This window comes from Candidatus Limnocylindrales bacterium, from assembly GCA_035571835.1.
Taxonomy (GTDB): Bacteria; Desulfobacterota; Binatia; order UBA1149; family CAITLU01; genus DATNBU01.
In genome coordinates, this window is the sequence record DATNBU010000033.1 from 49,597 (window position 1) to 73,766 (window position 24,170).

The 24,170-nt window shown below is 65.5% G+C and carries 21 protein-coding genes; 13 read left to right on the plus strand and 8 right to left on the minus strand.

Annotated elements, in window-relative coordinates:
• Window positions 1–48 precede the first annotated feature (48 nt).
• The 4 genes from VN634_14820 (at window position 49) to VN634_14835 (ending at window position 5,469) form a co-directional block, all read left to right on the plus strand.
• On the plus strand, window positions 49–1,431 hold the full coding sequence (locus tag VN634_14820; GenBank protein HXC52157.1) for an acetyl-CoA carboxylase biotin carboxylase subunit: 1,383 nt from the start codon (window positions 49–51) through the stop codon (window positions 1,429–1,431).
• A 36-nt stretch (window positions 1,432–1,467) separates the two neighbouring features.
• Complete coding sequence (locus tag VN634_14825; GenBank protein ID HXC52158.1) at window positions 1,468–2,169, plus strand: queuosine precursor transporter; 702 nt, start codon at window positions 1,468–1,470, stop codon at window positions 2,167–2,169.
• A gap of 160 nt (window positions 2,170–2,329) precedes the next feature.
• Window positions 2,330–4,528, plus strand: a complete 2,199-nt coding sequence (locus tag VN634_14830; GenBank protein ID HXC52159.1) for a vanadium-dependent haloperoxidase — start codon at window positions 2,330–2,332, stop codon at window positions 4,526–4,528.
• Between the two features lie 152 nt (window positions 4,529–4,680).
• A complete protein-coding gene (locus VN634_14835) occupies window positions 4,681–5,469 on the plus strand; it encodes an enoyl-CoA hydratase-related protein (GenBank protein ID HXC52160.1) in 789 nt (262 codons plus the stop codon).
• A gap of 69 nt (window positions 5,470–5,538) precedes the next feature.
• On the opposite strand, the gene VN634_14840 is transcribed toward VN634_14835, so the two are convergent.
• Window positions 5,539–6,948 carry a hypothetical protein gene (locus tag VN634_14840; protein HXC52161.1) on the minus strand — a complete coding sequence of 470 codons (1,410 nt, stop codon included), beginning with the start codon at window positions 6,946–6,948 and terminating at the stop codon, window positions 5,539–5,541.
• Window positions 6,949–7,742: 794 nt separating this feature from the next.
• On the opposite strand from VN634_14840, the gene VN634_14845 reads away from it, so the two are divergent.
• The 4 genes from VN634_14845 (at window position 7,743) to VN634_14860 (ending at window position 13,002) form a co-directional block, all read left to right on the plus strand.
• A complete protein-coding gene (locus VN634_14845; protein ID HXC52162.1) occupies window positions 7,743–8,513 on the plus strand; it encodes a VOC family protein in 771 nt (256 codons plus the stop codon).
• 77 nt (window positions 8,514–8,590) lie between these two features.
• On the plus strand, window positions 8,591–9,652 hold the full coding sequence (locus VN634_14850) for a hypothetical protein (GenBank protein HXC52163.1): 1,062 nt from the start codon (window positions 8,591–8,593) through the stop codon (window positions 9,650–9,652).
• Window positions 9,653–9,728: 76 nt separating this feature from the next.
• Window positions 9,729–11,201, plus strand: coding sequence for an amidase (locus VN634_14855; GenBank protein ID HXC52164.1), 1,473 nt, complete (start codon window positions 9,729–9,731; stop codon window positions 11,199–11,201).
• Between the two features lie 67 nt (window positions 11,202–11,268).
• The gene (locus tag VN634_14860; GenBank protein HXC52165.1) at window positions 11,269–13,002 is read left to right on the plus strand and encodes an amidohydrolase family protein; all 1,734 of its coding nucleotides are present in this window, start codon (window positions 11,269–11,271) and stop codon (window positions 13,000–13,002) included.
• 3 nt (window positions 13,003–13,005) lie between these two features.
• Here the strand turns inward: VN634_14860 and VN634_14865 are convergent, their stop codons facing one another.
• Window positions 13,006–14,130 (minus strand): hypothetical protein, encoded by a 1,125-nt coding sequence (locus VN634_14865; protein HXC52166.1) that lies wholly within the window; start codon window positions 14,128–14,130, stop codon window positions 13,006–13,008.
• 66 nt (window positions 14,131–14,196) lie between these two features.
• Between VN634_14865 and VN634_14870 the strand changes: the two genes are divergently transcribed.
• The 3 genes from VN634_14870 to VN634_14880 all read left to right on the plus strand — a co-directional run bounded on the left by VN634_14870 (window position 14,197) and on the right by VN634_14880 (window position 15,493).
• Window positions 14,197–14,361 carry a hypothetical protein gene (locus tag VN634_14870; GenBank protein HXC52167.1) on the plus strand — a complete coding sequence of 55 codons (165 nt, stop codon included), beginning with the start codon at window positions 14,197–14,199 and terminating at the stop codon, window positions 14,359–14,361.
• Window positions 14,358–14,978: an alpha/beta fold hydrolase gene (locus VN634_14875; protein HXC52168.1), complete on the plus strand. Its 621-nt coding sequence runs from the start codon at window positions 14,358–14,360 to the stop codon at window positions 14,976–14,978. Before VN634_14870 ends, VN634_14875 begins: the two co-directional genes overlap by 4 nt.
• Before the next feature lie 143 nt (window positions 14,979–15,121).
• Window positions 15,122–15,493, plus strand: coding sequence for a cupin domain-containing protein (locus tag VN634_14880; protein ID HXC52169.1), 372 nt, complete (start codon window positions 15,122–15,124; stop codon window positions 15,491–15,493).
• Window positions 15,494–15,550: 57 nt separating this feature from the next.
• On the opposite strand, the gene VN634_14885 is transcribed toward VN634_14880, so the two are convergent.
• Window positions 15,551–16,192, minus strand: a complete 642-nt coding sequence (locus VN634_14885; protein ID HXC52170.1) for a hemolysin III family protein — start codon at window positions 16,190–16,192, stop codon at window positions 15,551–15,553.
• A gap of 147 nt (window positions 16,193–16,339) precedes the next feature.
• On the opposite strand from VN634_14885, the gene VN634_14890 reads away from it, so the two are divergent.
• The gene (locus tag VN634_14890) at window positions 16,340–17,440 is read left to right on the plus strand and encodes an FAD-dependent oxidoreductase (protein ID HXC52171.1); all 1,101 of its coding nucleotides are present in this window, start codon (window positions 16,340–16,342) and stop codon (window positions 17,438–17,440) included.
• On the opposite strand, the gene VN634_14895 is transcribed toward VN634_14890, so the two are convergent.
• Window positions 17,437–18,285 (minus strand): M24 family metallopeptidase, encoded by an 849-nt coding sequence (locus VN634_14895; protein ID HXC52172.1) that lies wholly within the window; start codon window positions 18,283–18,285, stop codon window positions 17,437–17,439. The genes VN634_14890 and VN634_14895 overlap by 4 nt on opposite strands.
• 208 nt (window positions 18,286–18,493) lie before the next feature.
• On the opposite strand from VN634_14895, the gene VN634_14900 reads away from it, so the two are divergent.
• Window positions 18,494–19,105 carry a glutathione S-transferase family protein gene (locus tag VN634_14900; protein ID HXC52173.1) on the plus strand — a complete coding sequence of 204 codons (612 nt, stop codon included), beginning with the start codon at window positions 18,494–18,496 and terminating at the stop codon, window positions 19,103–19,105.
• 73 nt (window positions 19,106–19,178) lie between these two features.
• Here VN634_14900 and VN634_14905 read toward each other — a convergent pair whose 3' ends face one another.
• From VN634_14905 to VN634_14920, 4 genes are all read right to left on the minus strand, one after another.
• Entirely contained in the window at window positions 19,179–19,487 is a 309-nt protein-coding gene (locus VN634_14905; GenBank protein HXC52174.1) for a hypothetical protein, read from the minus strand.
• 93 nt (window positions 19,488–19,580) lie between these two features.
• The gene (locus VN634_14910) at window positions 19,581–22,796 is read right to left on the minus strand and encodes a hypothetical protein (protein ID HXC52175.1); all 3,216 of its coding nucleotides are present in this window, start codon (window positions 22,794–22,796) and stop codon (window positions 19,581–19,583) included.
• Window positions 22,797–22,976: 180 nt separating this feature from the next.
• Window positions 22,977–23,408, minus strand: coding sequence for a nitroreductase family deazaflavin-dependent oxidoreductase (locus VN634_14915; GenBank protein HXC52176.1), 432 nt, complete (start codon window positions 23,406–23,408; stop codon window positions 22,977–22,979).
• A gap of 131 nt (window positions 23,409–23,539) precedes the next feature.
• Window positions 23,540–24,136 carry a DUF4142 domain-containing protein gene (locus tag VN634_14920; protein ID HXC52177.1) on the minus strand — a complete coding sequence of 199 codons (597 nt, stop codon included), beginning with the start codon at window positions 24,134–24,136 and terminating at the stop codon, window positions 23,540–23,542.
• Window positions 24,137–24,170: the final 34 nt, after the last annotated feature.

The window sequence follows — 24,170 nt, forward strand, 5'->3', positions numbered from 1 at the left end:
CCGGCTGCTTCTGCACGAGTCCGGTCGCAACCAAGCGGGAGCAGGGGAATGTTTCACAAGGTTCTGATCGCCAATCGCGGCGAGATCGCCATCCGTGTCGCCAAGGCCTGCCGTGAGCTCGGCGTAAAGTCGGTCGCCATTTATTCGGACGCCGACGCCGACGCTCCGCACGTCCATGCGTGCGACGAAGCCGTCCATGTCGGCAAATCGCCGAGCCGCGAAAGCTACCTGAGCATCGACAACATCATCCAGGCAGCGCATTCGGTCGGCGCCGACGCCATACACCCCGGTTACGGGTTCCTTTCGGAGAACGCCCATTTCGCGCGCGCGATCTCCGACGCCGGCATCGTGCTGATCGGCCCGTCGCCGTCGGCGATCGCGGCGATGGGCGACAAGACCGAAGCGCGTGCGCTCGTGCGCACGGTCGGCGTTCCGGTAACGCCCGCGATCGAAGCGCCGCCGAGCGACGTCAAGGAGCTCGAGGCCCAGGCAACCCGCATCGGCTTTCCGCTGCTCGTCAAGGCTGCCGCCGGCGGCGGCGGCCGCGGCATGCGCATCGTCCGCGAGATCGGCGAGCTCGCCGAAGCGCTCGAGAGCGCCGGCCGCGAGGCAACGTCCGCGTTCGGCGACGGGCGCGTGTTCATCGAGCGCTACGTCGAGTATCCGCGCCACATCGAGATGCAGATCCTCGCCGACCGCTACGGCAACGTCGTGCATTTCGGCGAGCGCGAGTGCTCGCTGCAGCGTCGCCATCAGAAAGTCATCGAGGAAGCGCCGTCGGCCAACGTCGACGCGGCGCTGCGGGCGCGCCTAGCCGCTGCGGCAACTGCGGCGGCCCGCTGCGTGGCGTACGTCAACGCCGGCACCGTCGAGTTCCTGGTCGACAAGCACCGCAACATCTACTTCCTCGAAATGAATACCCGCATCCAGGTCGAGCATCCGGTGACCGAATGGGTCTACGGCGTCGACCTCGTGCAGGCGCAGATCCGCATCGCGGCCGGCGAGCCGATGTGGATCAAGCAGGACGATGTGGTCGCGCGCGGACATGCGATCGAAGCGCGAATCTACGCCGAGGATCCGGCCGCCGGGTTCCGCCCGGCGCCGGGCAGGATCGAGCAGCTCGTCGAGCCGCGCGGCCTCGGCATCCGCGTCGACTCGGGCGTGCGTACCGGATGGCAGATCCCGCTGTACTACGATTCGATGATCTCGAAGCTGTCGGTCTGGGCCGGCGATCGTGAATCGGCGCGCCGTCGCCTGCTCGCCGCGCTCGACGAATACCGCGTCGACGGCGTGACGACCAACATCCCGTTCCTCAAGGCGCTGATCAGCCACCCCGACTACGTGACCAACAACGTGTCGACCGGTTTCCTCGGAGACCATCTCCCGGAAATCCTCGAGGCCGCAGCCGCCCTGCAGACGCCCGCAGAGTAAATTGAGCGCGAGAGCGCGAAAGTAGAGTCGCAGTAGATGCAGGCCGAGAATCCACGGCACTACAAGTACTACGACCTGGTGATGGCGGCGTTCGTCACCGTGCTCCTGTGCTCGAACATCATCGGGCCGGGCAAGGTCTGCCGGATCTGGGGATTCTCGTTCGGCGCCGGCAATCTGTTCTTCCCGATCAGCTACATCTTCGGCGACATTCTTACCGAGGTGTACGGCTACGCGCGTGCGCGCAAGGTCATCTGGGCCGGCTTCGGTGCGATGCTGTTCGCGACGATCATGAGCCAGATCGTGCTCGGCATGCCGGCCGATCCCAATGAACCGTACAATGCGGTGATCGACCCAGCGCTGCACACCGTCTTCGGCAACACGTGGCGCATCGTTGCCGGTTCGATGCTGGCGTTCTGGGCCGGCGATTTCCTCAACTCGTTCGTGCTCGCGAAGATGAAGGTCTGGACGCAGGGCAAGTACCTGTGGACGCGCACGATCGGCTCGACCGCAGCCGGACAGGCGATCGACAGCCTGATCTTCTACCCGGTCGCGTTCTGGGGACTGTGGGACCCGGCGACGATGATGTCGGCGATCGCGTTCAACTACGTGCTCAAGGTGTCATGGGAAGCGATCAACACGCCGGTCACCTATGCGATCGTCGGTTTCCTCAAACGCGCAGAGAATGAAGACTGGTTCGACAACCAGACCGACTTCACACCGTTTTCCCTCCAGGATTGAGCTCCGCTCCTCATTCGGTGCCCGACCGCAACCAATAATCGGGGACAGACACTGATTTCGGGTAATCGGGGACAGACACCGATTTCGGATAATCGGCGTCTGTCCCGGATTTCGGCCTGACTTCGGCGGATTTCACCGATAAAAGGGTGGGATGCCATCCGTGACAGCCCGCCCCGGGCGCCCGTATCTCCGTGCAGTCTCCCGTGGGCTTGCGGCTGTCGTCCTCTCCCTGCTTGCAGCCACTGCGTCACCCGGCCGCTCGATCGCCGGAGTCCCGCTGACGACGACGACCGTTACCGAGGCAACCACGACGACCGTCGAGCCCGCAACGACGACGACGCTCGCCGATGCAACCACGACGACGACTCTGGTCGCGGCGACTACCACGACGACGCTTCCCATACCGCCCGACTTCGAGCCGATCCGCCAGTGCGGCGACGCGTCCGGCGACGGTGTCGTCCGCGCCGGCGATGCGCTGCTGATCCTCAACGCGGCCGTCGAGAACTACGACGGCTGCTCGGCCATGGTCTGCGACGCGACCGGCGGCATCAACGGAGTCAACGCGAGCGATGCGCTGGTCGTGCTCAAACGTGCGGTCGAGGCCGTGCCGCCGTCCGCGCTGCGCTGTCCGAGCGCCGCGCGCCTGTGGATGGAGCAGCTGCTCGCCGCGATCCGCCTCGACATCCCGCGGCCCACCGTGCACGCCCGCAACCTCTTCCACCTGTCGGTCGCGATGTGGGACGCGTGGGTCGCGTACGACCACAAGACCAGCGCGGCGCCGTATCTGTTCGCCGAAAAGCCCGAGATCGACCCGGATGTCTACACCGCGCGCAGCGTTGCGATCAGTTACGCGTCGTACCGCATCCTTACGCACCGCTTCGTCGTCGGCCCGGGACACGTGGCAACGCAGGCGCATCTCGACGCCGCGATGGACGCTCTCGGTTTCGACCGTAGCTTCACATCGACGGAAGGGGACAATCCGGCCGCCGTCGGAAATCGCATTGCGGCCACCGTCATCGCGTACGGCGCAAGCGACGGTGCCAACGAAGCGAACAACTACGCCGACGATTCCGGCTACGTGCCGGTCAACGAACCGCTCTACCCGGCCCTCAGCGGCGCGACGATGGTCGATCCGAACCGCTGGCAGCCGCTGTCGCTCAAGTTCACCGTTACACAGAACGGCATTCCGCTGCCGATCACCAAGCAGACGTTCATCTGTCCGCACTGGGGCGAGGTCAAAGGTTTCGCGCTCGTGCCCGTCGATCCGGGTCCGCCCCCGCAGCTCGGCGGCGAGGGCGATCAGGAGTTCAAGAACTCGGCTCTCGAAGTCGTGCGATACAGCTCGCGGCTCGATCCGGCCGACGGCGTGGCGATCGACATCTCGCCGGGCGCAAAAGGCAACAGCGACCTCGGCACCAACAACGGCACAGGTCATCCGCTCAATCCGGCAACCGGCCAGCCGTACGCGCCGCAGGTGGTCAAGCGCGCCGACTGGGCGCGCGTGCTGGCGGAGTTCTGGGCCGATGGTCCCGATTCGGAAACGCCGCCCGGGCACTGGAACGTGATCGCCGATTACGTCGCCGATCATCCGCTCTTCGAGAAGAGGCTCGGCGGCACCGGCGATGTCCTCGACAACCTCCAGTGGGACGTCAAGGTGTATCTCGCGATCAACGGCGCGGTGCACGACGCGGCGATCTCGGCGTGGGGAAACAAGGGCATCTACGATTCGGCGCGACCGATCTCGATGATCCGCTACATGGCCGCACTCGGACAATCGTCGAATCCGGACGGACCGTCGTACGATCCGAACGGCATTCCGCTCGAGGACGGCGTCGTCGAAGTCATCACCAGCGAGAGCGCAGCTCCCGGCGGACGGCACGCGCATCTGGCCGAGCACGTCGGCGAAATTGCGATCCGAGCATGGCTTGGAAATCCCGAGCATCCCGACGTGGAGACCGGCGGCGTCGGATGGATCCTCGGCATCGACTGGGTGCCGTACCAGAAAGATACGTTCGTCACGCCGGCATTCGCCGGCTACTTTTCCGGCCACAGCACGTTCAGCCGCTCGGCCGCCGAAGCAATGACGCAGATCACCGGCACGCCGTTCTTCCCGGGCGGTCTTGCCGAATTCCATGCGGCGGCCCATCAGTTCCTCACGTTCGAAGATGGTCCGACCACGGACGTGACACTGGAGTGGGCCACGTATCAGGACGCCGCCGACGAAGCCGGACTGTCGCGTCTGTACGGCGGCATTCACATCCGTGCCGACGACTTCACCGGGCGCATCCTCGGCTACGACATCGGCCGCAACGCCGCCGCGCTTGCGAAGAAATACTGGGACGGCACGGTCGACCAGTAACCGGTCCGGGAGCGGCGCCGCGATCTTCGCGAGCGGCGCAGTGATTTGCGCGAGCGGCGCAGCGACTTCGGTGAGCGGCGCAACGCCTTCCGTGAGCCGCGCAGCGATTTCCGACGCTTCGCATTGCCGGAATTTCCCGCTAGCAGTCGCGCATGGACTACCAGCGTTTCCGCCTCGAGATTGCCGACGGCGTCGCCGAGATCACTTTCGCGCGGCCCGAAGGTGCCAACGCAATTGACCTCATCTGTTCCCAGGAGCTCGCCGAGCTTGCGCTCGTCTGCGACCAGTCGGACGAGATTCGCGCGGTGCTGTTTCGCGCCGAAGGCCCGATGTTCTGTGCGGGCGGCGACGTGCGCAGCTTTCGCGACGCCGGCGACGATCTGCCTGCGCTGCTGAAGCGCGTCACGCAGGGACTGCATACCGCGATCTCGCGCTTCTCGCGCATGGACCCGCCGGTCATCGCGGCGGTCGGCGGAACAGCCGCCGGCGGAGGCATGAGCCTCGCGTGCTCGGCCGACATCGTCATCGCGTCCGAGAACGCGCGCTTCACGATGGCGTATACACGCATCGGCCTGGTGCCCGACGGCGCGTCCACGTTCGTGCTTCCGCGTCGAATCGGCATCGGACGCGCGCGCGAGCTGATGCTTCGCAACCGCGTGCTCGGCGCAACCGAAGCGCACGAGCTCGGTCTCGTCGAGTACGTGGTCGCGCACGAGCGCCTCGACGACGAAGCGCGAAAGATCGCCCGCGAGCTCGCCGCCGGTCCGACGCGTGCGCACGGCGCCGTGAAGCGACTTCTGCTCGGCACCTACGACCACGGCCTCGAAACACAGATGGAGCTCGAAACCATCGGCATCGCCTCGATGGGCGCGACCGCCGACGCCAAAGAAGGCCTCGCCGCCTTCTTCGAAAAACGACCCCCGAAATTCCAAGGGAAATAAAAAAGGGCTCTTCGCGAGCTTGCGTGGGTGCACGGGGGCCCGAGCGGAGCGCGATCCCCGACGACGTCTTCACGGCGCGGCCGCCATCGCCTGGCGGTCGACGGCACGACATTCCGCGGGGAATGTTCGCGCATCGGCGAGATTGCCGCGCTTCGCATCCATGAAGTCGCGGCCGAAGTCGAGGTCGGCCTGATACTGGTTGTGTGCGGCGCAGCGCAGCTCGATGTTCCCGGGCGTAGGAGGTCCGCCCATCGCGAAGGGAGCTTTGTGGTGGAACTCGATGTTGCCCGTTTCGCGGCAGCGACGTCCTCGGCCGTCTACGTAGCAGCAACGTCCGGAGTCGCGTTGCCATACTTCGCGCCGCACGGCCGCGGGGATGGTGCGCGATCGCTGTCCTCGCTGCGATTCCGTCGTATCGGCGGTGGGCGTTGCGGCGGGACGATCGGGGCATTCCGCGTTCGTCGACGTGGTCGACCCCGGTCGATCGGTGCATTTTTCTTTCGGAGACGTCGTCGATTTCGGTCGATCGGTCGAGCCTGCCTTGCGCGCGAGTGTCCGGACGAGCAGCACGTCGATCGCACGACTGATGATCGCGGCCGCGTCGCGACCCGTCGCCGAGCGGCCCAGCAGATCCTGCAGCGACCGGAGCTTGTCGTGCGTTTCTTCGTCTATGGTGATCTCGATCTTGTAACGACGCGGGCTGAGCGGAACGATCGGCTTCGCTGACCGTGGAGCGTTCGCGAGGCCGACGACCGCGGAGTCCGGCGAGTCCGGCCGATTACTCGAACAACCGACCGACTCGCGGTCTGTCGAAGTGCACCGATCGCTCGCGCAGCCGACCGACTCGCGCTCTGTCGAAGCGGGCCGATCGGTCGCACCGCCGGCCTCTTCGCAATCCGGCGAAGCTCCGTCGCCCAAGACCGCCGGCTGAGCGTTCGCACCGCCGGCATCCTCGTGACCCGGCGAAGTCCCGCCGTCCAACGTTGGCGCCGCCACCGCCGGCCCAATGTTCGCCGCGCCCGCACCGCGACGCCCGGGCATCGCCCGAACACGCGACGCCACATCCGCTCGCGGCGCCAGCTCGGCAACCAGTCGCTCGACCTCACGCGAGCTCTTGTGCCTGGCGCGCTCGAGTACTCGCAGGTGGTTCTCGGTGGTCAGATGTCTTGCAAGCAGATGGATCGCGCTCAGATGCAGCTCGCCGCGCGCGACCAGGTCGAGGACGACCGGAAAGCGACGCGCCGTGCGCGCAGCCCAGAGCCGCTTGGCAGTTACCTGCTCCGACATGTGGAAACGCTCCATGCAGAAGCTGAACATGGAGGAGCAGGCATGCCTGGCCCACAGCTTGCGCTCGTCGATTTCGGCGATCGCGACGAGGAGCGCCGCGGTCGTTCGACGGTCGCGAGCGACGAGGTTCTCGAAATGATCGAGCAGTTCCTGTTCGGAGAGTCTTGCAATGATGTCGAAGGATGTCGTCATGACGACCCTTGTAACACGGGTTTTCCAGGCGTCGTTTTCCGCAAGGACGTGACGACCCACAGGTATGCGCCTTTCGCGACAAAGCGCGAGGTCTGAGCGGCGATACGGGCGGAGTCGCGAAAAAAGCAGAGCGCTCCGTTTCGCTTCGCTATAGGCGACCTCAAGCGGCGAAATATCGCGTCAAGCGAAATCGACATCGTGACGACGCTTCAATAACAAAAGTGGCATAGCCGGCCGTGACCCACGTCCAACTCGGCGCGTGTTTTTCGACGAACTTTTCAAACCCGCCGGCCGCGTATCCAAGCCCGCCGCCGCACGTATCCGAGCCCGACGCCGCGCGCGTATGATCCGACAAAACCTTTCGGACCCGTCGCCATCGCCCATCTCGAGCACGTGCTCAAGACACCGATCACTCTGAGCGCTGACGCATCGGACGTAACGTGCATCACATTCCCCGCGGAATGCTCGTGCACCACGACCGCGCTGGCCGTGCTGCGCATCGCAACAACAAGTCCATCGCCGGTAGCGACATCGACACGAGCCGGTGTCCAGCCGCATGAATCAACGCTTGACGCTAACCAAGCCATAGGATCGTCCGGCGTCGTATATGCGACGAAGAGTCACTCAGGCTGAAGTCGCTGACGATGACGCGCCAGCAATCTGAACAGTGCCCGTTTGATCAAAAAGCCAGAAACAGGGACCCATGCCCCCGATAAAAAGCGAACAGGTCCATCTACGCGTCGCGTCGGCCAACGCGCGCGCAGACAACGGGGACAGCTTCCGCGGAGGATGAAATGCGAATCCGACAGATTGCGCTGGTCGCGGCCGATCTCGATCGTGCGCTCGGCGACCTCACCGACGTCTTCGCGCTGAAGGTCGGGTTTCACGATCCGGGCGTCGGCGTCTTCGGCCTTCACAATGGTGTGATGCCGGTCGGCGAGCAGTTCCTCGAAGTGGTTTCTCCCGTCGCGGAGGACACATCGGCCGGCCGTTATCTCGAGCGCCGCCGCCGCCCCGGCATGGCCGGGCCCGATGCAGGCGACGGCGGCTACATGGTGATCTTCCAGACGCGCGACCTCGAGCGCCGCCGGCGCCACTTCGCCGACGAGCACGTGCGCGTCGCATGGGAGATCGCGTTCGACGACATCGCGACCGTGCATCTGCATCCGCGCGACACCGGCGGCGCGATCGTTTCCGTTGACGAGGCGCGCCCGTGGGAAAGCTGGCGCTGGGCGGGCCCGGACTGGCGCGATCACATCTCGACGACGCGCGTCACAGGCATCCGCGGCGTCGAAATCCAGAGCGACGATCCGGAGCGGCTGCGTGCGCGATGGGCACAGATCTTCGAGCTCGACGCGGCGCGTACAGCGAACGTTCTCGCGCTCGACGACGGCAACTGGATTTCGTTCTGCGAAGCCGCCGACGGCCGCGGTGAAGGAATTCGCACTGTTGCGCTGTCCACGCGCGATGCACCGGCGATTCGCGACGCGGCGCGTGCACGCGGCCTCGAGATCGACGACGACGGCGCGGTTGTCGTCGCCGGAAATCGTTTCTCCCTCGACTAAGGGAGAGCCTGTTTTTGCGCGCGCGCCGGAAAGTCCAGCGCATTGACCCTCCTGCTGTGCTACTTTGCCGGCCTTCTATGCTGAAAAACTTAGTTGGTGTTACCGGAGCAGCCGCTCTGCTGGTCGGGGTCTGCCTTCCACTGCCGTCATCGGCCACGGGAAGCTCTGCGACTACGGCGGAGTCTGTCCAACCCGCCCCTTCCGTCGCTAGCGATGCGGGCAACAAGCCCGACGTCATTGCGAGCCGTGAAAAGCTGCATCTCAATCCGACGTTCGATGCCGGACACGTTCCGTTCTCGATCCGCATCAATGGAATCGACACGTCGTGGACGACGATGTCGGCGTTCGTGATGCCGAACCAGACGCTCGAGCTTTCGGCGTCCGGTGGAGCGGGAGCATTCTCGGCCGAAGCTGCGACCGGTACGCTCGCAGCAACCGGAGCTGCGACGTGGAAATGGACCGCGCCCGCGCAGAGCGGCAGCCAGCAGATCCGCGTGCGCAACGCCGACGGAAGCAAGACCGCTGTCGTCGAGGTGTTCGTGCTGACGCCGTACGACGGCAACGGCAGCGTGGGCAGTTACAAGATCGGCGAGTACAAGGCCGAGGCCAAAGACGGCAACCCCGCGTACAACCGTCCGGTCGGATTCGTCGAAGTCACCGCGCAGAACATCGACACCAGGCTGTCGCCGCATTTCCGGCTCGGCCAGTTCCTCTGCAAAGGCAGCGATCAGTTTCCCAAATACGTTGCGCTCCAGACCGCGCTTCTGGTCAAGCTCGAAAACCTGATGGAAGCGCTCGCCGACCGCGGCCTTCCTGCCGAAACCCTCCACGTGATGAGCGGATACCGGACGCCTGCCTACAACGCCGGCATCGGCAACGAGACGACCTACAGCCGTCACACCTACGGCGACGCCGCTGACGTGTTCCTCGACCGTGACGGCGACGGAAAGATGGACGACCTCGATCACGACGGCGCGAGCACCAAAGAGGACGCGCGCATTCTCTACCAGCTGGTCGAGGACACGCTCGACCCGAAGCTGCCGGGGGAGTTCGCCGGCGGACTCGCGATCTACAGTCCGACCCCGTCGCACGGTCCGTTCGTGCACATCGATACGCGCGGAAAGCGCGCCCGCTGGTAGCGACCCGGCGCTCACCCGTTCCCTCCGGAACGAGCGTTCCATTGCGGCACCGTCAACCTGCCGCTAAGAACGCGCGATGATCGACATCACCACTGCCTCGGCCGGCCAGCTCGCCGAAGCGATCCGCCGCCGCGAGATCGGATCGCTCGAGCTACTCGACGCCTATGCTGCCCGCATCGCCACGCACGACCGCAACCTGAACGCCGTCGTCACGCTCGATCTCGATCGTGCACGCAAGCGTGCGCGCGAAGCCGACGACGCCCTCGTGCGCGGCGAGAGCTGGGGTCCGCTCCACGGGCTGCCGATCACGGTCAAGGATTCGTTCGAGACCGCCGGCATCCTGACGACGTCCGGATTCTCCCAGTTCGCAAAGCATGTTCCCGAAAGCGATGCGGTGATCGTCGATCGCACGGTTCGGGCCGGCGCGATCGTATTCGGCAAGACCAACCTGCCGACGCTCGCCGCCGACTTCCAGTCGTACAACCCGCTGTTCGGCACGACCAACAATCCGTGGAACGTCGAACGTGTTCCCGGCGGCTCCTCGGGCGGAAGCGCCGCCGCGCTGGCCGCCGGATTCACGTCGTTCGAGATCGGCAGCGACATCGGCGGCTCGATCCGCACGCCGTGCAACTGGTGCGGCGTCTACGGGCACAAGCCGACGCACGGGATCATTCCGGGACGCGGACATATTCCTGGCCCGCCGGGCACGCTCGCGGAGATCGATCTCGCCGTGGTCGGTCCGATGGCGCGAAGCGCCGATGATCTCGATCTGCTGCTCGGCATACAGGGCGGAGCATCCACCGATCGTGCGACCGCGTGGAAGCTCGACCTGCCCGCGCCGCGCCGCCGAAGGCTTGCCGAATATCGCGCCGCGCTGTGGACCGACGACGACGCCTTCCCGGTCGATCCCGCCGTGCAGAGCGTGCTCGCGGACGCGGCGCGAGCGCTGCGTTCGGCCGGAGTGGTCGTCGATGAAGATGCGCGGCCGGCAATCCGGCTCGCGGACGTCTATGACACATACTTCCGGCTGCTCGCGCCCGTGATGGTGGCCGGATTTTCATCCGAGCAGTACGCAATGATGGAAGCCATCGCCGCTTCGGCTCCGGCCGATGCCCAAGACGCCGCGACGCTGATGGCGCGCTACGGTACCGACTCGCATCGCACGTGGCTCGGCGCCAACGAAGCGCGCGAACGGATCCGCGCCGCATTCGCCGATTTCTTCACGCGCTACGACGTCCTGCTGACGCCGGTCACGCCGGTCACGGCGATCGCGCACGACCACAGCGACCCGCAGTCGCTGCGCACGATCACCGTCGCGGGAAAGAAGAGACCGTATTTCGACCTGCTCGGCTGGATCGCACCGGCCACGTGCGCGCTGCTTCCGGCCACCGCTGCACCGGTCGGCATCGCGGCCGACGGCATGCCGGTCGGCATGCAGATCGTCGGCCCGTACCTCGAAGACCGCACGACCATCGATTTCGCAAAACAGATGTCCGAAGTCGTCGGAGGCTTCCGCGCGCCGAAAATGGGGACAGGTACAATTTCGTAAACCTGCGAAATCATTACTGTCAGCTTTTCGACGAACACACGACGGGCCGGATTCCCTGGAGGATCTCGTGAGCGGAACGCAGTTGTACAGGGGCGGGCGCGTGCGTCCGATGGATGGTGCCCGCAGCAGCGATGCATCCGCGCCGGGCGCCGGCGACACGACGGCGCTCGTCATAAAGGATGGCCGAATCATCGCGACCGGAAGCGACGCCGACATGCGCGCGCTCGCCGGCTCGGGCGCAACGACGATCGACCTCGACGGCGCGACGGTGCTTCCGGGCTTCGTCGACACGCACCCGCACCTCTTCCACTTCAGCCTGCTCGAATACCCGCTCGTGCGCCTGTGGGATGCGACGTCGCACGACGACATCGTCCAGCGGATCTCCGCACGCGCCGCCACGACGCCGGCCGGCGAGTGGATCATGGCGACGCCCGTCGGCGAGCCGCACTACTTCATCCGCCGCTCGTGGCGCGATCTCGCCGAGCACGTGCTTCCCGACCGGCACGTGCTCGATCGCGCAGCGCCGGACCATCCGGTCTGGCTGCAGGCGTGGGGCCCGACGACGCCGAACATCTGCGTGTTCAATTCGGCGGCGCTTCGTGCGCTCGGCATCGACCGCGCGACCGACAGCCGTCAGAGCAACGTCTGGATCGAAAAAGACAGGAACGGTGATCCGACCGGACGGCTGAGCGGGCCGGTCAACATCTACTACACCGGCGACGCATACATGGACGAGCTGCTGATGCGCGTGCCGCCGCTCGACCCGTCGATCGCGATTCCAGCGACGCTCGACGGCGTCGCGAGCTACCACCGCCTCGGCGTGACCACGATCTACGAAGGCCACGTGATGGGTCCGGCGGAGATCGGCCTGTTCCAGGCGCTGCGCCAGATGAATCAGCTTCGCATGCGCGTGCTGACGTCGCTCGAAGCCGAGCAGTACTCGATGCCGTGGCAGAAGCCGATCAGCGACGAAGAGTTCGTCGACAACCTGACGCTGTCACGCGACATGACGTCGACGTCCGACGATCTGCTGCGCCACAACGGCGTCACGCTGTCGCGCGGCGGACCGCTGAACCCCGGCTTCCTGCGCATGCGAGAGCCGTACATCGGCCCCTACGGCGAGCTGACGCGCGGCCGTGAGTTCGTTGCGCCGGCGCGCGAGCGTGTTGCGCTCGAGTTCTGCGCCGCGCACGACGTACGGCTCAACTTCATCGGCGCCGGCTACGCGGACCACGACGACTTTCTCGCCAACGCCGAAGAGCTCGCCGCGCGCGTGCCGATCCGGCACCGCCGCTGGATACTGCAGCACAACTACCTGTGCACCGAGGATCATGCGCGCCGCTACGCCGGGCTCGGCTTCGTGGTCACGACCAGCATGTCGTTCTCGTGCGCGAAGGGAGACCTGTTCGAGAAACGCATCGGCTCGCATGTCTGGAAAGACCTGATTCCGCTGCGGCGGCTTCTCGATGCGGGTCTTACGGTCGCGGGCGGAAGCGACTGGGGACCGAAGAACATCTTCGAGCACATCGCGCTCGCCGAGACGCACGAGTTCTGGGGCAGCGGCCGGCGCAACGACGGACCGGCGCAGAAGATCGGCCGCGAAGACGCGTTGCGGATGTGGACATGCGACGCGGCAAGCGCACTCGGCTGGGAAGGCGTCGGGTCGCTCGCACCCGGCAATCACGCCGATCTCATCGTCGTCGACCGCGATACGCTCACGTGCCCCACCGAAGACCTGGCCGCGACGAAAGTCCTGCGTACGGTCCTCGGCGGCGAGGTCGTGCACGACACGATGACCTGATCGTCAGGATTCGAGCTCGGCGATGGTCTCGACGTGCTCGGTGTACGGGAACAGCGCGTACGGCGTCAGCCGCCGCAGCCGAAGGCTTCCGGCGCTGACGAGCTCGCCAACGTCGCGGCGCAGAGACTCCGGATCGCAGCTCACGTAAAGCAGCTGCTGCGGCGGCTTCGCCCGAAGCTGCGCGACGAGAGCCGCATCGAGCCCCTTGCGCGGCGGATCGACGATCACCGTCGATGCTCCGGCCAGCACACCGATGGCCGCACCCGCTTCGCCGGCGACAACCTTGGTTTTTCTTCGCAGGTCCCGGCCAAGCGCATCGAGGCCGAGCTCGAGCCCGCGCAACCCGTGCGGGCTGACCTCGTTGAACCGCACTTCGCGCGAACGTGCGACCAGCCCGAGCCCGATCGCACCGACGCCGCAGTAGAGCTCGGCCACCACACGATCGGCAGGCACGCGCGAATGCACGTCGGCAACCATCCGGTCGGCGACGTCGAGGTTGCTCTGGCCGAACGCGCCGGCCGGGAAGAACACGACCGTGCCGCCGATCGTCTCGCGCACGGCTTCGCTGCCGTGCAGCAGTCGCCATTCCGCACCGAAAATCGCGTTGGTACGCTCAGCGTTCCCGTTCCACCACAGACCTTGAATCCGGGGGCCGATCGCTGCGATGAGCTGGCCGGCCATCGGCCGCATCGATTGTTCGTCGCGATCGTTGGCGACCAGAACGATCTGGAGCATGCCCGAGCTTCGCTCGACGACGATCTGCACGTACCGCAGAAGGCCGACATGAGGCCGGTCCGCATACGGAGCCGCGCCGCTGGCGCGAATAGCCGCGCGAATCGCGCGTGCCGCGTCGTTGATCGCCGGATGATGGATTGTACACGACGGGATGTCGGCGATGCGGTGAGATCCTTCCTGGAAGATACCGAGCTTCGGAGACGACGCGCGGCCGCGGACGGCAAGGCGTGCCCGAACCCGGAACGCGGTCGGCGCTCCTTCGACGACCGCATCGAGCGCGGCGCCGGATCCGGCAGCGATCTCGCGAAGGATCGCAAGCGCGCTGTCGGCGATCCCGCGCTCGCCGTAGCGAGGACAGCCGGGACACGGCGGCCGGTGCGTGCACGGGATCATCGGGTCGCCTGCGTAGAGAGCTTTTCGGCGCTATCGATAATCTCAGCAATAGTGTACCCGGCTCGCATGATCGAGAGCGACATCCACTGCGGCCTGTGCGTCCCGATGTGTCCCGTCGCCCGCCTCGACGACGCAGCAGCGAAAGACGCCCTGTCCGGCGACGCCGTCGGCGCCCGCATCCGCGACTTGCAGGCTCCGGCCGGCGAGCCGTCGGGGCACGTATGGCGATGACTGCCGAAACCTCGATCCGCTTTCGCAGTGGTGCGATCGATCTCGCCGGACGGCTTGCCTCGGTGCCGAACGCCGCACTCGGGTGCGTCGTCTGCCATCCGCATCCTCTTTATGGCGGAGACATGGAGAGCTCGGTCGTCGTAGCGATCTCGCAAGCGCTTGCCGGCGCCGGCGTCTCGACGCTGCGTTTCGATTTTCGCGGCGCCGGCGCGAGCGGCGGCGTCCATGGCGGCGGCATTCCCGAGATCGACGATGCGCGCGCCGCGGTCGATGCGCTCGCCGCAGCGACCGGCCTTTCGCGCATCGCGGTTGCCGGCTATTCGTTCGGCGGCTTTGTCGCGATGAACCTGGCCGCAACCGACGATCGCATATGCGCCGTCGCCGCCGTATCTCCCCCGATTGCGATGCCGGGTTTCGAGCTGACGGCGTCCATTGCAGCGCCGATGCTGCTCGTGGCCGGCGACCGCGACTCGTACTGCCCCGTGCACAAGCTCTCGCAGTTCGCCGCTGGCGACGATCGAGCGAAAACGATCATTCTTACGGGCGCAGATCATTTCTTCGCGGGCCGCGAGGGCGAAGTCGCCCGGGTTGTCAGCGATTTCCTCTCGAACAGCTGATCGGACGATTGCCGCGGCGGCTTCACGTGCGACTGGCGTTCAGCGCACGGTTGCGATTGATGCCAAGAAGCCGCTCAACAGCGGGGGCGAGGGGTCTTGCGCATGAGCGGCATACTTGGCAAAGGTTTCGCGGAGGCCGCCGCATGGTGCATCCCGTTACGAACATTCTTCGCCCCTTCGAATCCAAACCGGAAACCGAAGTGCTCGAGACTTTTGCGGCGACCGACCATTTCCTGTTCGAGCGCGTCGTGTCGTGCGGACACTCCACGCCGGCAGGAATGTGGATGGACCAGCCCCGCGACGAGTGGGTCGTGCTGCTCTCGGGCTCGGCGCGTCTTCGCTTCCAGACCGGCGACGAAGTGGTCGAGCTCAAGCCCGGCGACGCGCTGAAGATTCCGGCGCACTGCCGGCATCGGGTCGACTGGACGACTCCTGAAGAGGAGACCGTCTGGCTGGCCCTGCACTACGACAACGCCAGCGAGGACGAAGAAGACCTCGAGATGGCTACCAACTAGTCGGATTTTCGGGGCGGCGCCTGTCGCCGCCAATCCCGGCGTTCCCTGCCAGGAACGTCAGGGCATCCCGATGCGTGCCACGATCGCGAAGAAGTGGCAGGTGCTGCCGCCCATCACGAACAGGTGCCAGACCGAATGCGCGTACGGGCGGTGCGACAGGAACACGCAGGCCCCGAGTACGTAGGAAGCACCTCCGGCGAGCACGAGCGTGGTCGTCGTCGGCGGCAGCGAGGCCAATAGCGGCCTCGCAGCGAAGATCGCCACGAAGCTCATCGTCATGTAGGTCGCCATCGACAGGTACTTCATCCGGCCGGTGAAGAAGTATTTGAAGACGACCCCGGCGATGGCCATCGTCCAGACCACCGAGAACATGATCCATCTGGTGCTGCCGACAAGGGTCAGCAGCACGAGCGGAGTGTACGTGCCCGCAATGAGCACATAGATCGCGCAGTGGTCGAAGACCTGGAGCCGGCTCTTGGTCGGCGGATGCGACGCGGCGTGATAGAGCGTCGAGGACAGGTAGACGAGGATCAGCGAGGCGCAGTAGATGACGACACTCGGAACCTGCAGCGGATTCTGGCTGGCCCAGGCCATGCCGACGAGCGCGATCGCACCGGCGATGCTCGCGAGGAGCCCCGCGCCGTGGGTCACACAGTTGATGATTTCTTCGCGCCGGTGGCGCTCGGGAAGCCGGCTCACTTTTCCCCCATCCCCTTTCCGTTCTCGTCCTCGCGGCGCGCGTGACGAAGCACGGACCGCCGGCGGCCGCGGAATCTACCCCGGTTCGGACCGCGCCGTAAAGGGACTGTCCGCCGATTTCCGGATTCCCATGCGAATGACGCCGGCATGAGGCAGCGCCTTGTCCTGGTCGGCGCGGGCCACACGCACGTCCTGGTGCTTCGGCGCTGGATCGATACGCCGGTGGACGCCGACGTCACGATCGTCACCGCACGCGAGGATTCGACGTACTCCGGCATGGTTCCGGGCGTGATTGCCGGAAATTACCGCATCGAGGATGCCCGCATCGCGGTGCGACCACTCGCCGGCCGCGCGCGAGCCGCCGTCATCATCGAAACAGCCCAGCGCGTCGATCCCGAACGGCGCGTCATCCAGCTTTCGACTGGGGCCGAGCTTGCCTACGACGTCGCAAGCCTCGATGTCGGTTCGGCCGTGCGCGGGCTCGATACTCCCGGCGTTCGTGAGCACGCGATCGCGACCCGGCCGATCGACGACTTCGACGAGCGCGTGCAGCGGCGCATCGATGGTCTCGGCAAAGCGCGGCTCCGCATCGCCGTGGTCGGAGGAGGCGCTGCCGGTGTGGAAGTATCGTTCGTCATGAGGGCGCGGCTCGCAGCGCAGCGCATCTCCGCCGCGATCACGCTCGTCTGCGGAAAAGACGGGCTGCTTCCCGGTTACGGCTCGCGAGCGCAGCGGCTCGTCATGCGCGAGGCGTCGAAACGGGGAATCACAATCGATCGGTCGGCAGACGTCGAGCGAGTCGACGGCGACGGAGCGCTGCTCTTCGGCCGGCGCGTGGAGGCGGATCTCGTGGTGTGGGCGACCGGGCCGGCCGCTCCCGCGCTGATCGCCGCATCTCCGCTTCCGCACGACAGCCATGGCTTCGTGAGCGTTGCACCGACGCTTGCGGTTGCGGGAACGCGAGCGCTGTTTGCCGCCGGCGATTGCGCGACGATCGACGGAGCCGAGTGGGTTCCGAAAGCCGGCGTGCACGCGGTGCGCGAAGCGCCGCTGCTCGAGAAGAATCTGCGTGCGGCGATCGCCGGTGCGGCGCTCGAAGAATACGTGCCGCAGCGCAGTTTCCTGTCGCTGCTGAATCTCGGAGACGATCGCGCGATTGCGACGAAGTGGGGCCTTGCGGTGTCCGGACGGATGGCGTGGCGTCTCAAGGACAGGATCGATCGCGGATTCGTGCGTCAGTTCCGCTAACGCGCGGACGCGGCCGCCCACCGCTGATGATGCGGCAGGCTGTCGTCGAGATAGTAGGCGGTCTCTTCGGTCACGACGAGGATCTCTTCGAACTTCGAACCGGTCGCACCACGCGCGACGTGCGGCTCGACCGCCCAGAGACCCGGCTGCAGCGGGCAATCCGACTGGCGCGTGTTGTTCCAGTTCGGAGTGAAATCCGCCGCGAGATTGGCCGCAACGAAGCCGTAGGCAAAGAAGTAACTGACCGGCAGCGGCGCAAGGCCCCAGATCCGCTGCGAGCCGAGCCAGCCGCCCGCGCTTCGCGTGATGCGGTGCGCGAGCACGCGGCCGATGTGCTTCTTGTGGCAGTTCTCGAATCCGGCCGACGTGATCATCGCGTCGATCTCGCGCGCAACGCCGCGCATGTTCGCGCGCCCGGTGGCACGCTCGAGAATGTGCTTGCGGCAAGCTTCGAGCAGGCGATCGGCCTCGCCGAACGTCGCAGGGTCCGCAGCGGGGCGCGGTACCGCATAGGAACAGTCGATCATGTAGCCGTCGAAGATCGGCGCCGCGTCCACGATCACTGCGTCCTCGTCCGCAAGCACGCGGTCGGTCGGAAGCGCGCCGAGCTCGCCGAAATCGCCCGGGTACGTGCTGCGCTCGCCGAACAATGCGACCGGCACGTGGAAGTAGCTCTCGACGCCCTGACGCTTGAACGCGCGGCGCAGAGCCCGCGTGGCTTCCTTCTCGGTGATGCCGGCGCGCAGGCCATCGGCGACCTCGACCAGCGTCGCATAGACCTGGCGCTGCAACGTGCGGAACTTCTGGAGCTGTTCGTGCGTGAAGTCGGTGGTTTGAACCCACATGTCGATTTGTCTCCGCCGGCTCGCTCAGCCGGCCACCTCTTTGCGCGCGTGCCGTCACCGCGGCTGCTACGTTCGAGTTTCCTTAGAGTCAAGGAGCGTAGCGAAATGCACCGGTTGCATCGGTCCGACGTGCGAGGTCTTAGGTGGCCGGACCTGTTGCGCTCCGGGCGCAGGAACGTCCGCGAAATCCGACTGGAGGAGATCTCCGATGAAAATCTACACCGACGCCGTCGGCGCCCCGAATCCGAGGAAGCTGCGCGTGTTCTGCGCCGAGAAAGGCATCTCCATTCCGCACCAGGTCGTCGACCTCATGAGCGGAGAGAACCGCCAGCCCGAGTTTGCGAAGAAGAACCCGATGATGGGTCTTCCGGTTCTCGAGCTCGACGACGGCTCGTATCTGAGCGAATCGCTCTCGATCATGGAATATCTCGAAGAGCTGCACCCGGATCCGCCGATGATCGGCACCAATCCCGTCGAGCGCGCACGCACGCGCGAGGCGGAGCGCATCTGCGAGCTCGGCGTGATGGCGTCGATCGGAACGATCTTCCAGAACACCAGCCCGTTCTTTGCGGGGCGCATCAAGCAGTCGGCCGATGCAGCCGAGAACGCGCGCGGAAGGCTTGCGCAGGTGCTGGCGGTCGTCGACGCGCGCATCGGGTCGCAGCCGTTCGTGGCGGGCTCGCGGCCGACGATCGCCGACTGCACGCTGATCGCAGCCTGCGGATTCGCAGGCTTCGCGGGCGTCGAGCTCGATCCGAAGCTCGAGAACCTGGCGCGCTGGCACGCGGATTTTCAGAAGAGGCCGAGCGCGTCGGCGTAAAGACCTGCGCGCTCGCCGCGCTGTTTCGCCATTTCGATCCTGGCGGATGCCGTGCCTTCACGGGCACGGCGTCTTACGGCGTGTGGCCGTACAGGCGTTCGCACGCCGCATAGCAGTCCGCTGCGCCGCCCGAATCTTTGCAGTCGCGCTCGCACGACGCCTGATCGACGACGCTGCGCCGGGGCAGCGGCGAAACGATCCCCGTACCCGTCGGTAGCATCCGCAGGAACAGACCGGCGACCAATCCGGACGCAGCGGTCCCGACGAGGATCAGCAGGAACAACGCGGGAATCGCCGCGAGCGCCCACTTGACCATCAGGATGACCATCGAAATGAAAGGGATCCGGACGTCCCTTACCACCACGGGTTGCAACTCGAGCATTCAGGCTTCCTTTGGCACAAGGCCTTCATGGCCGCGCTCTCGCGCAGACCTGCGACAGGCCTGTTCGATGCCAGCAACCGCGCGCATTCGCGATCAGTTGCAGCTCGGAAGTGCCTCCGTCGCCAGATACCACGCCTCGAGCGTCGAGAACGTCGTCGTCTGCGGGAAGTCGCCCTTCCAGAGGTTCAGGTACGTGAGCTTTGCGTGCGGCATCGTCGGCGATCCGCCGGCAAAACCAGAACCGTTGTCGCAGAGGCGGCCCGACCACGGAAACGAGCTCCACGAGCTGAACGAATAGTGCGCCGCATGGCAGCCGCGGCATGCGCGCGCGTAGACGTCGTCGTGAAGGTCGGATTCGTCGCCCGGCTGGCCGATGTCGTCGTCCCATGCGGTCGGACGCCACGGCGTGAATGTTCCGCTGACGAGATTGTTGCCGTACCAGCCCTTGATCAGGTCGCGGATCGGATCGACCGGCTTGGTATACAACACGATCTGGTTGAGCTTGCGGATGTCGGCCGCCTGCGACGCGAGCGACGCGGCCGCCGGAAACTTGTACGTGTCGGTATCGAACGGCAGGAAAGACGAGAAGCCTGACTCCTCGCGCGTAAGCTTCGAAATGAGGTCCTGGCGCAGCAGGTAGCCTGCATCGGTCGGCGACGTATCGGTCGCGTCGATGCCGGCAAGCACGAGACCTGGCTGGTTCAGGCCGTCGACGATGTTGTCGACGTTCGTCGACTGACCCGAATCGCCCGGCCAGTCGCCGCCGTGACAGTTCATGCACAGCTCGGGAACGCTCTTGTTGCCGCAGCCGTCCAGATTCGCCGCCGTCAGCCTTTTGCCCGCCGCCGTCCGTCCGTTGTAGACGAAGAACTTGGTGATCGCGCCGAGCTGGCCGAAGCCTTCGACCGGGCCGAACTCCATCGCGACCGTGCCGTACGCGTTGGGCGGATTGACGAGCGGATTGGCCACGAAATTGATCTGCCCCTGGTAGGCAAGGTCGGCATTCTGCGGATCGTTAGTCGGATAGTTGAAGCAGTGGTCGGTCGTGTAGTTGGTGACGTAGCACGCGACCGTGGACGGATAGAGGTTGAAGAGCTTCGAATACTCGGCAACCAGCGGCGATGCGAGGATGTCCGAGCGAAGCGCTTCGACCAGGCTCTGGGATGAGGTTCTCGCCTCGATCGGCCTTTCCGCGATGATCGAGCTCCACGACGTGACGCGGCAGTGCATCTCGCGGCCGAAGCCGAGATCGTTGCTGTTGAGATACCACGCGCTGACGACGTCGGGCCCGAGACCGGTCGTGCTGAACCCGTTCTTCTGCCACCAGCCGCCGAGCGTCATGCGCTTGCACTTGCCCATCGGATCGGTGCCCGCGTCGACGATGCCGTCGCAGTTCATGTCGATGCAGTCGGGATCGACCAGGTTGTAGTACAGGCACGCGTCGCCGGCGCTGTTGCGCGACGGGTTGCGGTATTTGTAGCTGAGGAAGTCCGACAGGCCGCCGCTCGGCGTAGGAACGCCTGCCGTATAGCCGAGCCCGCACAGGAATTTCTGCAGCTTCACCGGTCCGATGCACGGACTGGTGATCGGGCCGATGTTGATCGGGCCGATCGTCGCGACGAGGGTTTCGATGCCGCCCTTCGCATCGCTTGCCCACAGATTGACCTGCTGCATGTTCGAATCGCTGCCCATCTGCCAGTCGACCTGGGCGCCGCTCGCGCGCCGGTCGTCGGCGAGCGCACCGCCCACGAACTTTCCGTTGCCGCGCGTGATCTCCCAGCGGTACTCGAGCGGATCGTCGTCGGTGAACGATGCGTGCAGCGTGACGACGTCACCGGCATCTACGGTGGAAGGATCCGTCACGGGCTGACCCTGATCGTCGGTCATGTCCACGGTCCCGCCGCTCGGCAAATCGTTCGTGGTGTCGATGATGACAGGACTCGTCGAAAGCGGCGGTGAGCCGAGATCGACGGAGACGTTTTCGGTTCCGCAGTCTGCGTGAAGCGTCTGAGCGCCGGAGAGCGGGACGGCAACCACGAAATCGCCGGTAGGAGACACCGGCGTTCGCTCACCGCTTGCGGGCTGTCCGGTCGGAGAGACGACCACGCCGCCGCGAAGCGCAAAGTCGGCAACGGTCGAGGCCTCGAAGCACGGGCTTGCGTCTACCCGCCGGACGCGGCCGGTGACGACCTGTTCGTTTGCGCCGAGCGGGAAATCGAGAGCGCGGTCGCCGAAGTAGACCGGCCCCAGCCCGACATCCACGAGCTCCGGCGAGCACGAAATGACGCCGCCCCGGCTCAGGCAAATCTCCACACGCTGGAGCGGGCGCACTCCGACGTCGATGCGTCCGTAGGCGTCGGAAACCATCTGCCCGATGATCTGGTGCTGCTCGTTTCGCACAACGGCGTGGACGCTCGACGCGCCGACCTTTGCCGTCATGCTTCCGGGAACGTTGATCTCGATGCGGCCGATGACGCGACCTGACACGCCGAGGTGCGTCAGGGAGATCACGACGGCTGCTCCCGCCGCTCTGGCCTCGCGGAGCAGGCAGCCGCTCACGCTCGCCGCCGTACGGTCGGCCGCAACCGATGGACACGCACCGAGCTCGGCGATCGCGGTCGCATCACAGGAGCCGGCTACCTTGTCGACGATCTTTGTCGACGCAGCGTCGAGCTCGAGCTGTGTCAGCGCGATGCAGGCTTCGACGATGTGCGAAGTTTCGCCGGTTACGGTCTTCCCGGCATCTTCGCGGTCCTGGCAGGAAGACCCGAGTTTCTTGAAGGAGATCAGCAGCCCTTTTCTCAGCGCCGCGTCGAGTGCGGACTGGCAATGCAGGGCTGCGTCACTCGGCGCGGCTCCGCCGCCGGCGCTCGAAGCTGTATGAAGCGAATCGATGAGATCGTCCACGAGCCGATCGATCTCGCTTCGAAGTGCAGGAAAGAGCGCAGCAAGCGGCGCGAGCGACAAGCCCGCGGGCCGAGGCTCCGACAGCTGCTCGCTCGTCATCGTGCCGCACGACTTGGTAATCGTCTCATCGAGCTTCGTTGCTGCCGCCGCCAGGGCATCCGTTACCTTCTGGTCGCTGCACGGGTTCGTGCCGGGGTTGCCGAAGGCGTCGAAATCGCACGCCGCCTTGATCTTGAGCGTTGTGGTCGCGTAGAGGCGTCCGGCTTTGGAAACTGCTTTCTGGCAGGGCAGTTGCGACTTGAGGACGACGGCCTGCGCGTCCGGCGCTGCGGCGAGAGCACCTGCAAGCGCAATGATGACGACGAACCGCGGGAAGCGGATGGAGAAGGCCTGGTCGAACATGTCGTTCCCTCCGGAAGACGGGCGAATCAACGAAGCGAAGCGCGGGCAGGAGGTGTGATGTTGCCTGTTGGGCAGCAGTCTGGCGAGGAGATTCGGGTGCGCGGGCAGAATCAGGTCGAGAGCGGAGCCGGGCGGCCTGGTCTCGCGCAGGCCTGACGCCCTGAACAGTGGTTCAACGCGTCAGTTCGCCGGCGTCATTGCGACCACCGGAATGTCTCGCTGCGTGCGGCGCTGGTATCCGGCGTAACCGGAATACGTCGACGTGATCGTCGGCCACCACTTCTTCTTTTCCTCGGCCGAAGCAGTGCGCGCTATCAGCTGTTCCTTGCCCCTGCCCCGCTCGATCGTGACCGACGGATTGTGGACGAGGTTCTGGTACCACTGCGGATGACGATCGTCGCCGCCGTAAGAAGCGATGATGACGACGTTGCCATCGAGCTCGAAGTACGTGAGCGGCGTCGTGCGGGGCTGGCCGCTTTTGCGGCCCGTGGTGGTGAGCAGCAGTACCGGCATGCCGGCTACTCTTCCGCCGAGTCCGCCGCCGGTCAGGCGGTAGAGGGATTCGTGGATGCCTGTGATGAGTTTGGCGACGTAGTCTTTTGCGTTCGGCATGTGACCGGTTCCTCTTCCCCCAGCCTCGCGAAGACTGGAGCGGGTAGCAAGGCGGCGCACAGGAGAAGGCCGCTCCGGGGTGACTCGGAGCGGCCTTCTTGTGTGCTCGAGCGCTACGACCTCGTGCTGTCTTACTTCGTCGCAGGAGCCGTGCGGAGGTCGTCGTGGATCCTCTCGGATTCCTTCAGATGCATTTCCACGGTGGGAAGCGTCTTGGTGGCAAATGCCTTGATTTCCGGATCGAGCCCGCTGGTGGACTCGTTACGGAACAACGTCTGCATTTCCCGATGCGCGTTGATGCCGGACTCCTGAATGTAAGTCTTGTCGAAGTCATGAGCCGGTGTGGAGCTGATCTTGTCGACCAGCGCCTTGTGGTTCGCGTTCGGCACGTCCGACAGCGTTACGCCCTTGGCTGTTGCGATGCTTCTCAGCTCGTCGTTGGCCTTGGTGTGATCGTTGATCATGTGCTGCGCGAACTCCTTGACCGACGGCGACATCGACTTCTCGAGGGCAATGCGCGCCATCTGGACTTCGGCGATTCCTCCGCTGGCCGCATTGAGCATGAAGTCCTTGTCGGCCGCCGGGATCAGTCCCGCCTTGAGTCCCTGCGCTACGCCCGCCCCGAGATCCTTGCCGATCTGGCCGAGTCCGGTTCCTTCGGCTTGCGCCGTGCCGGCCGCAACGAACACGATGCAACTGATGATGGCCGCGATGGTGGTGTTTCTCATAATCTCCTCCAGTTGTAGTGCGCACGTACTGCGG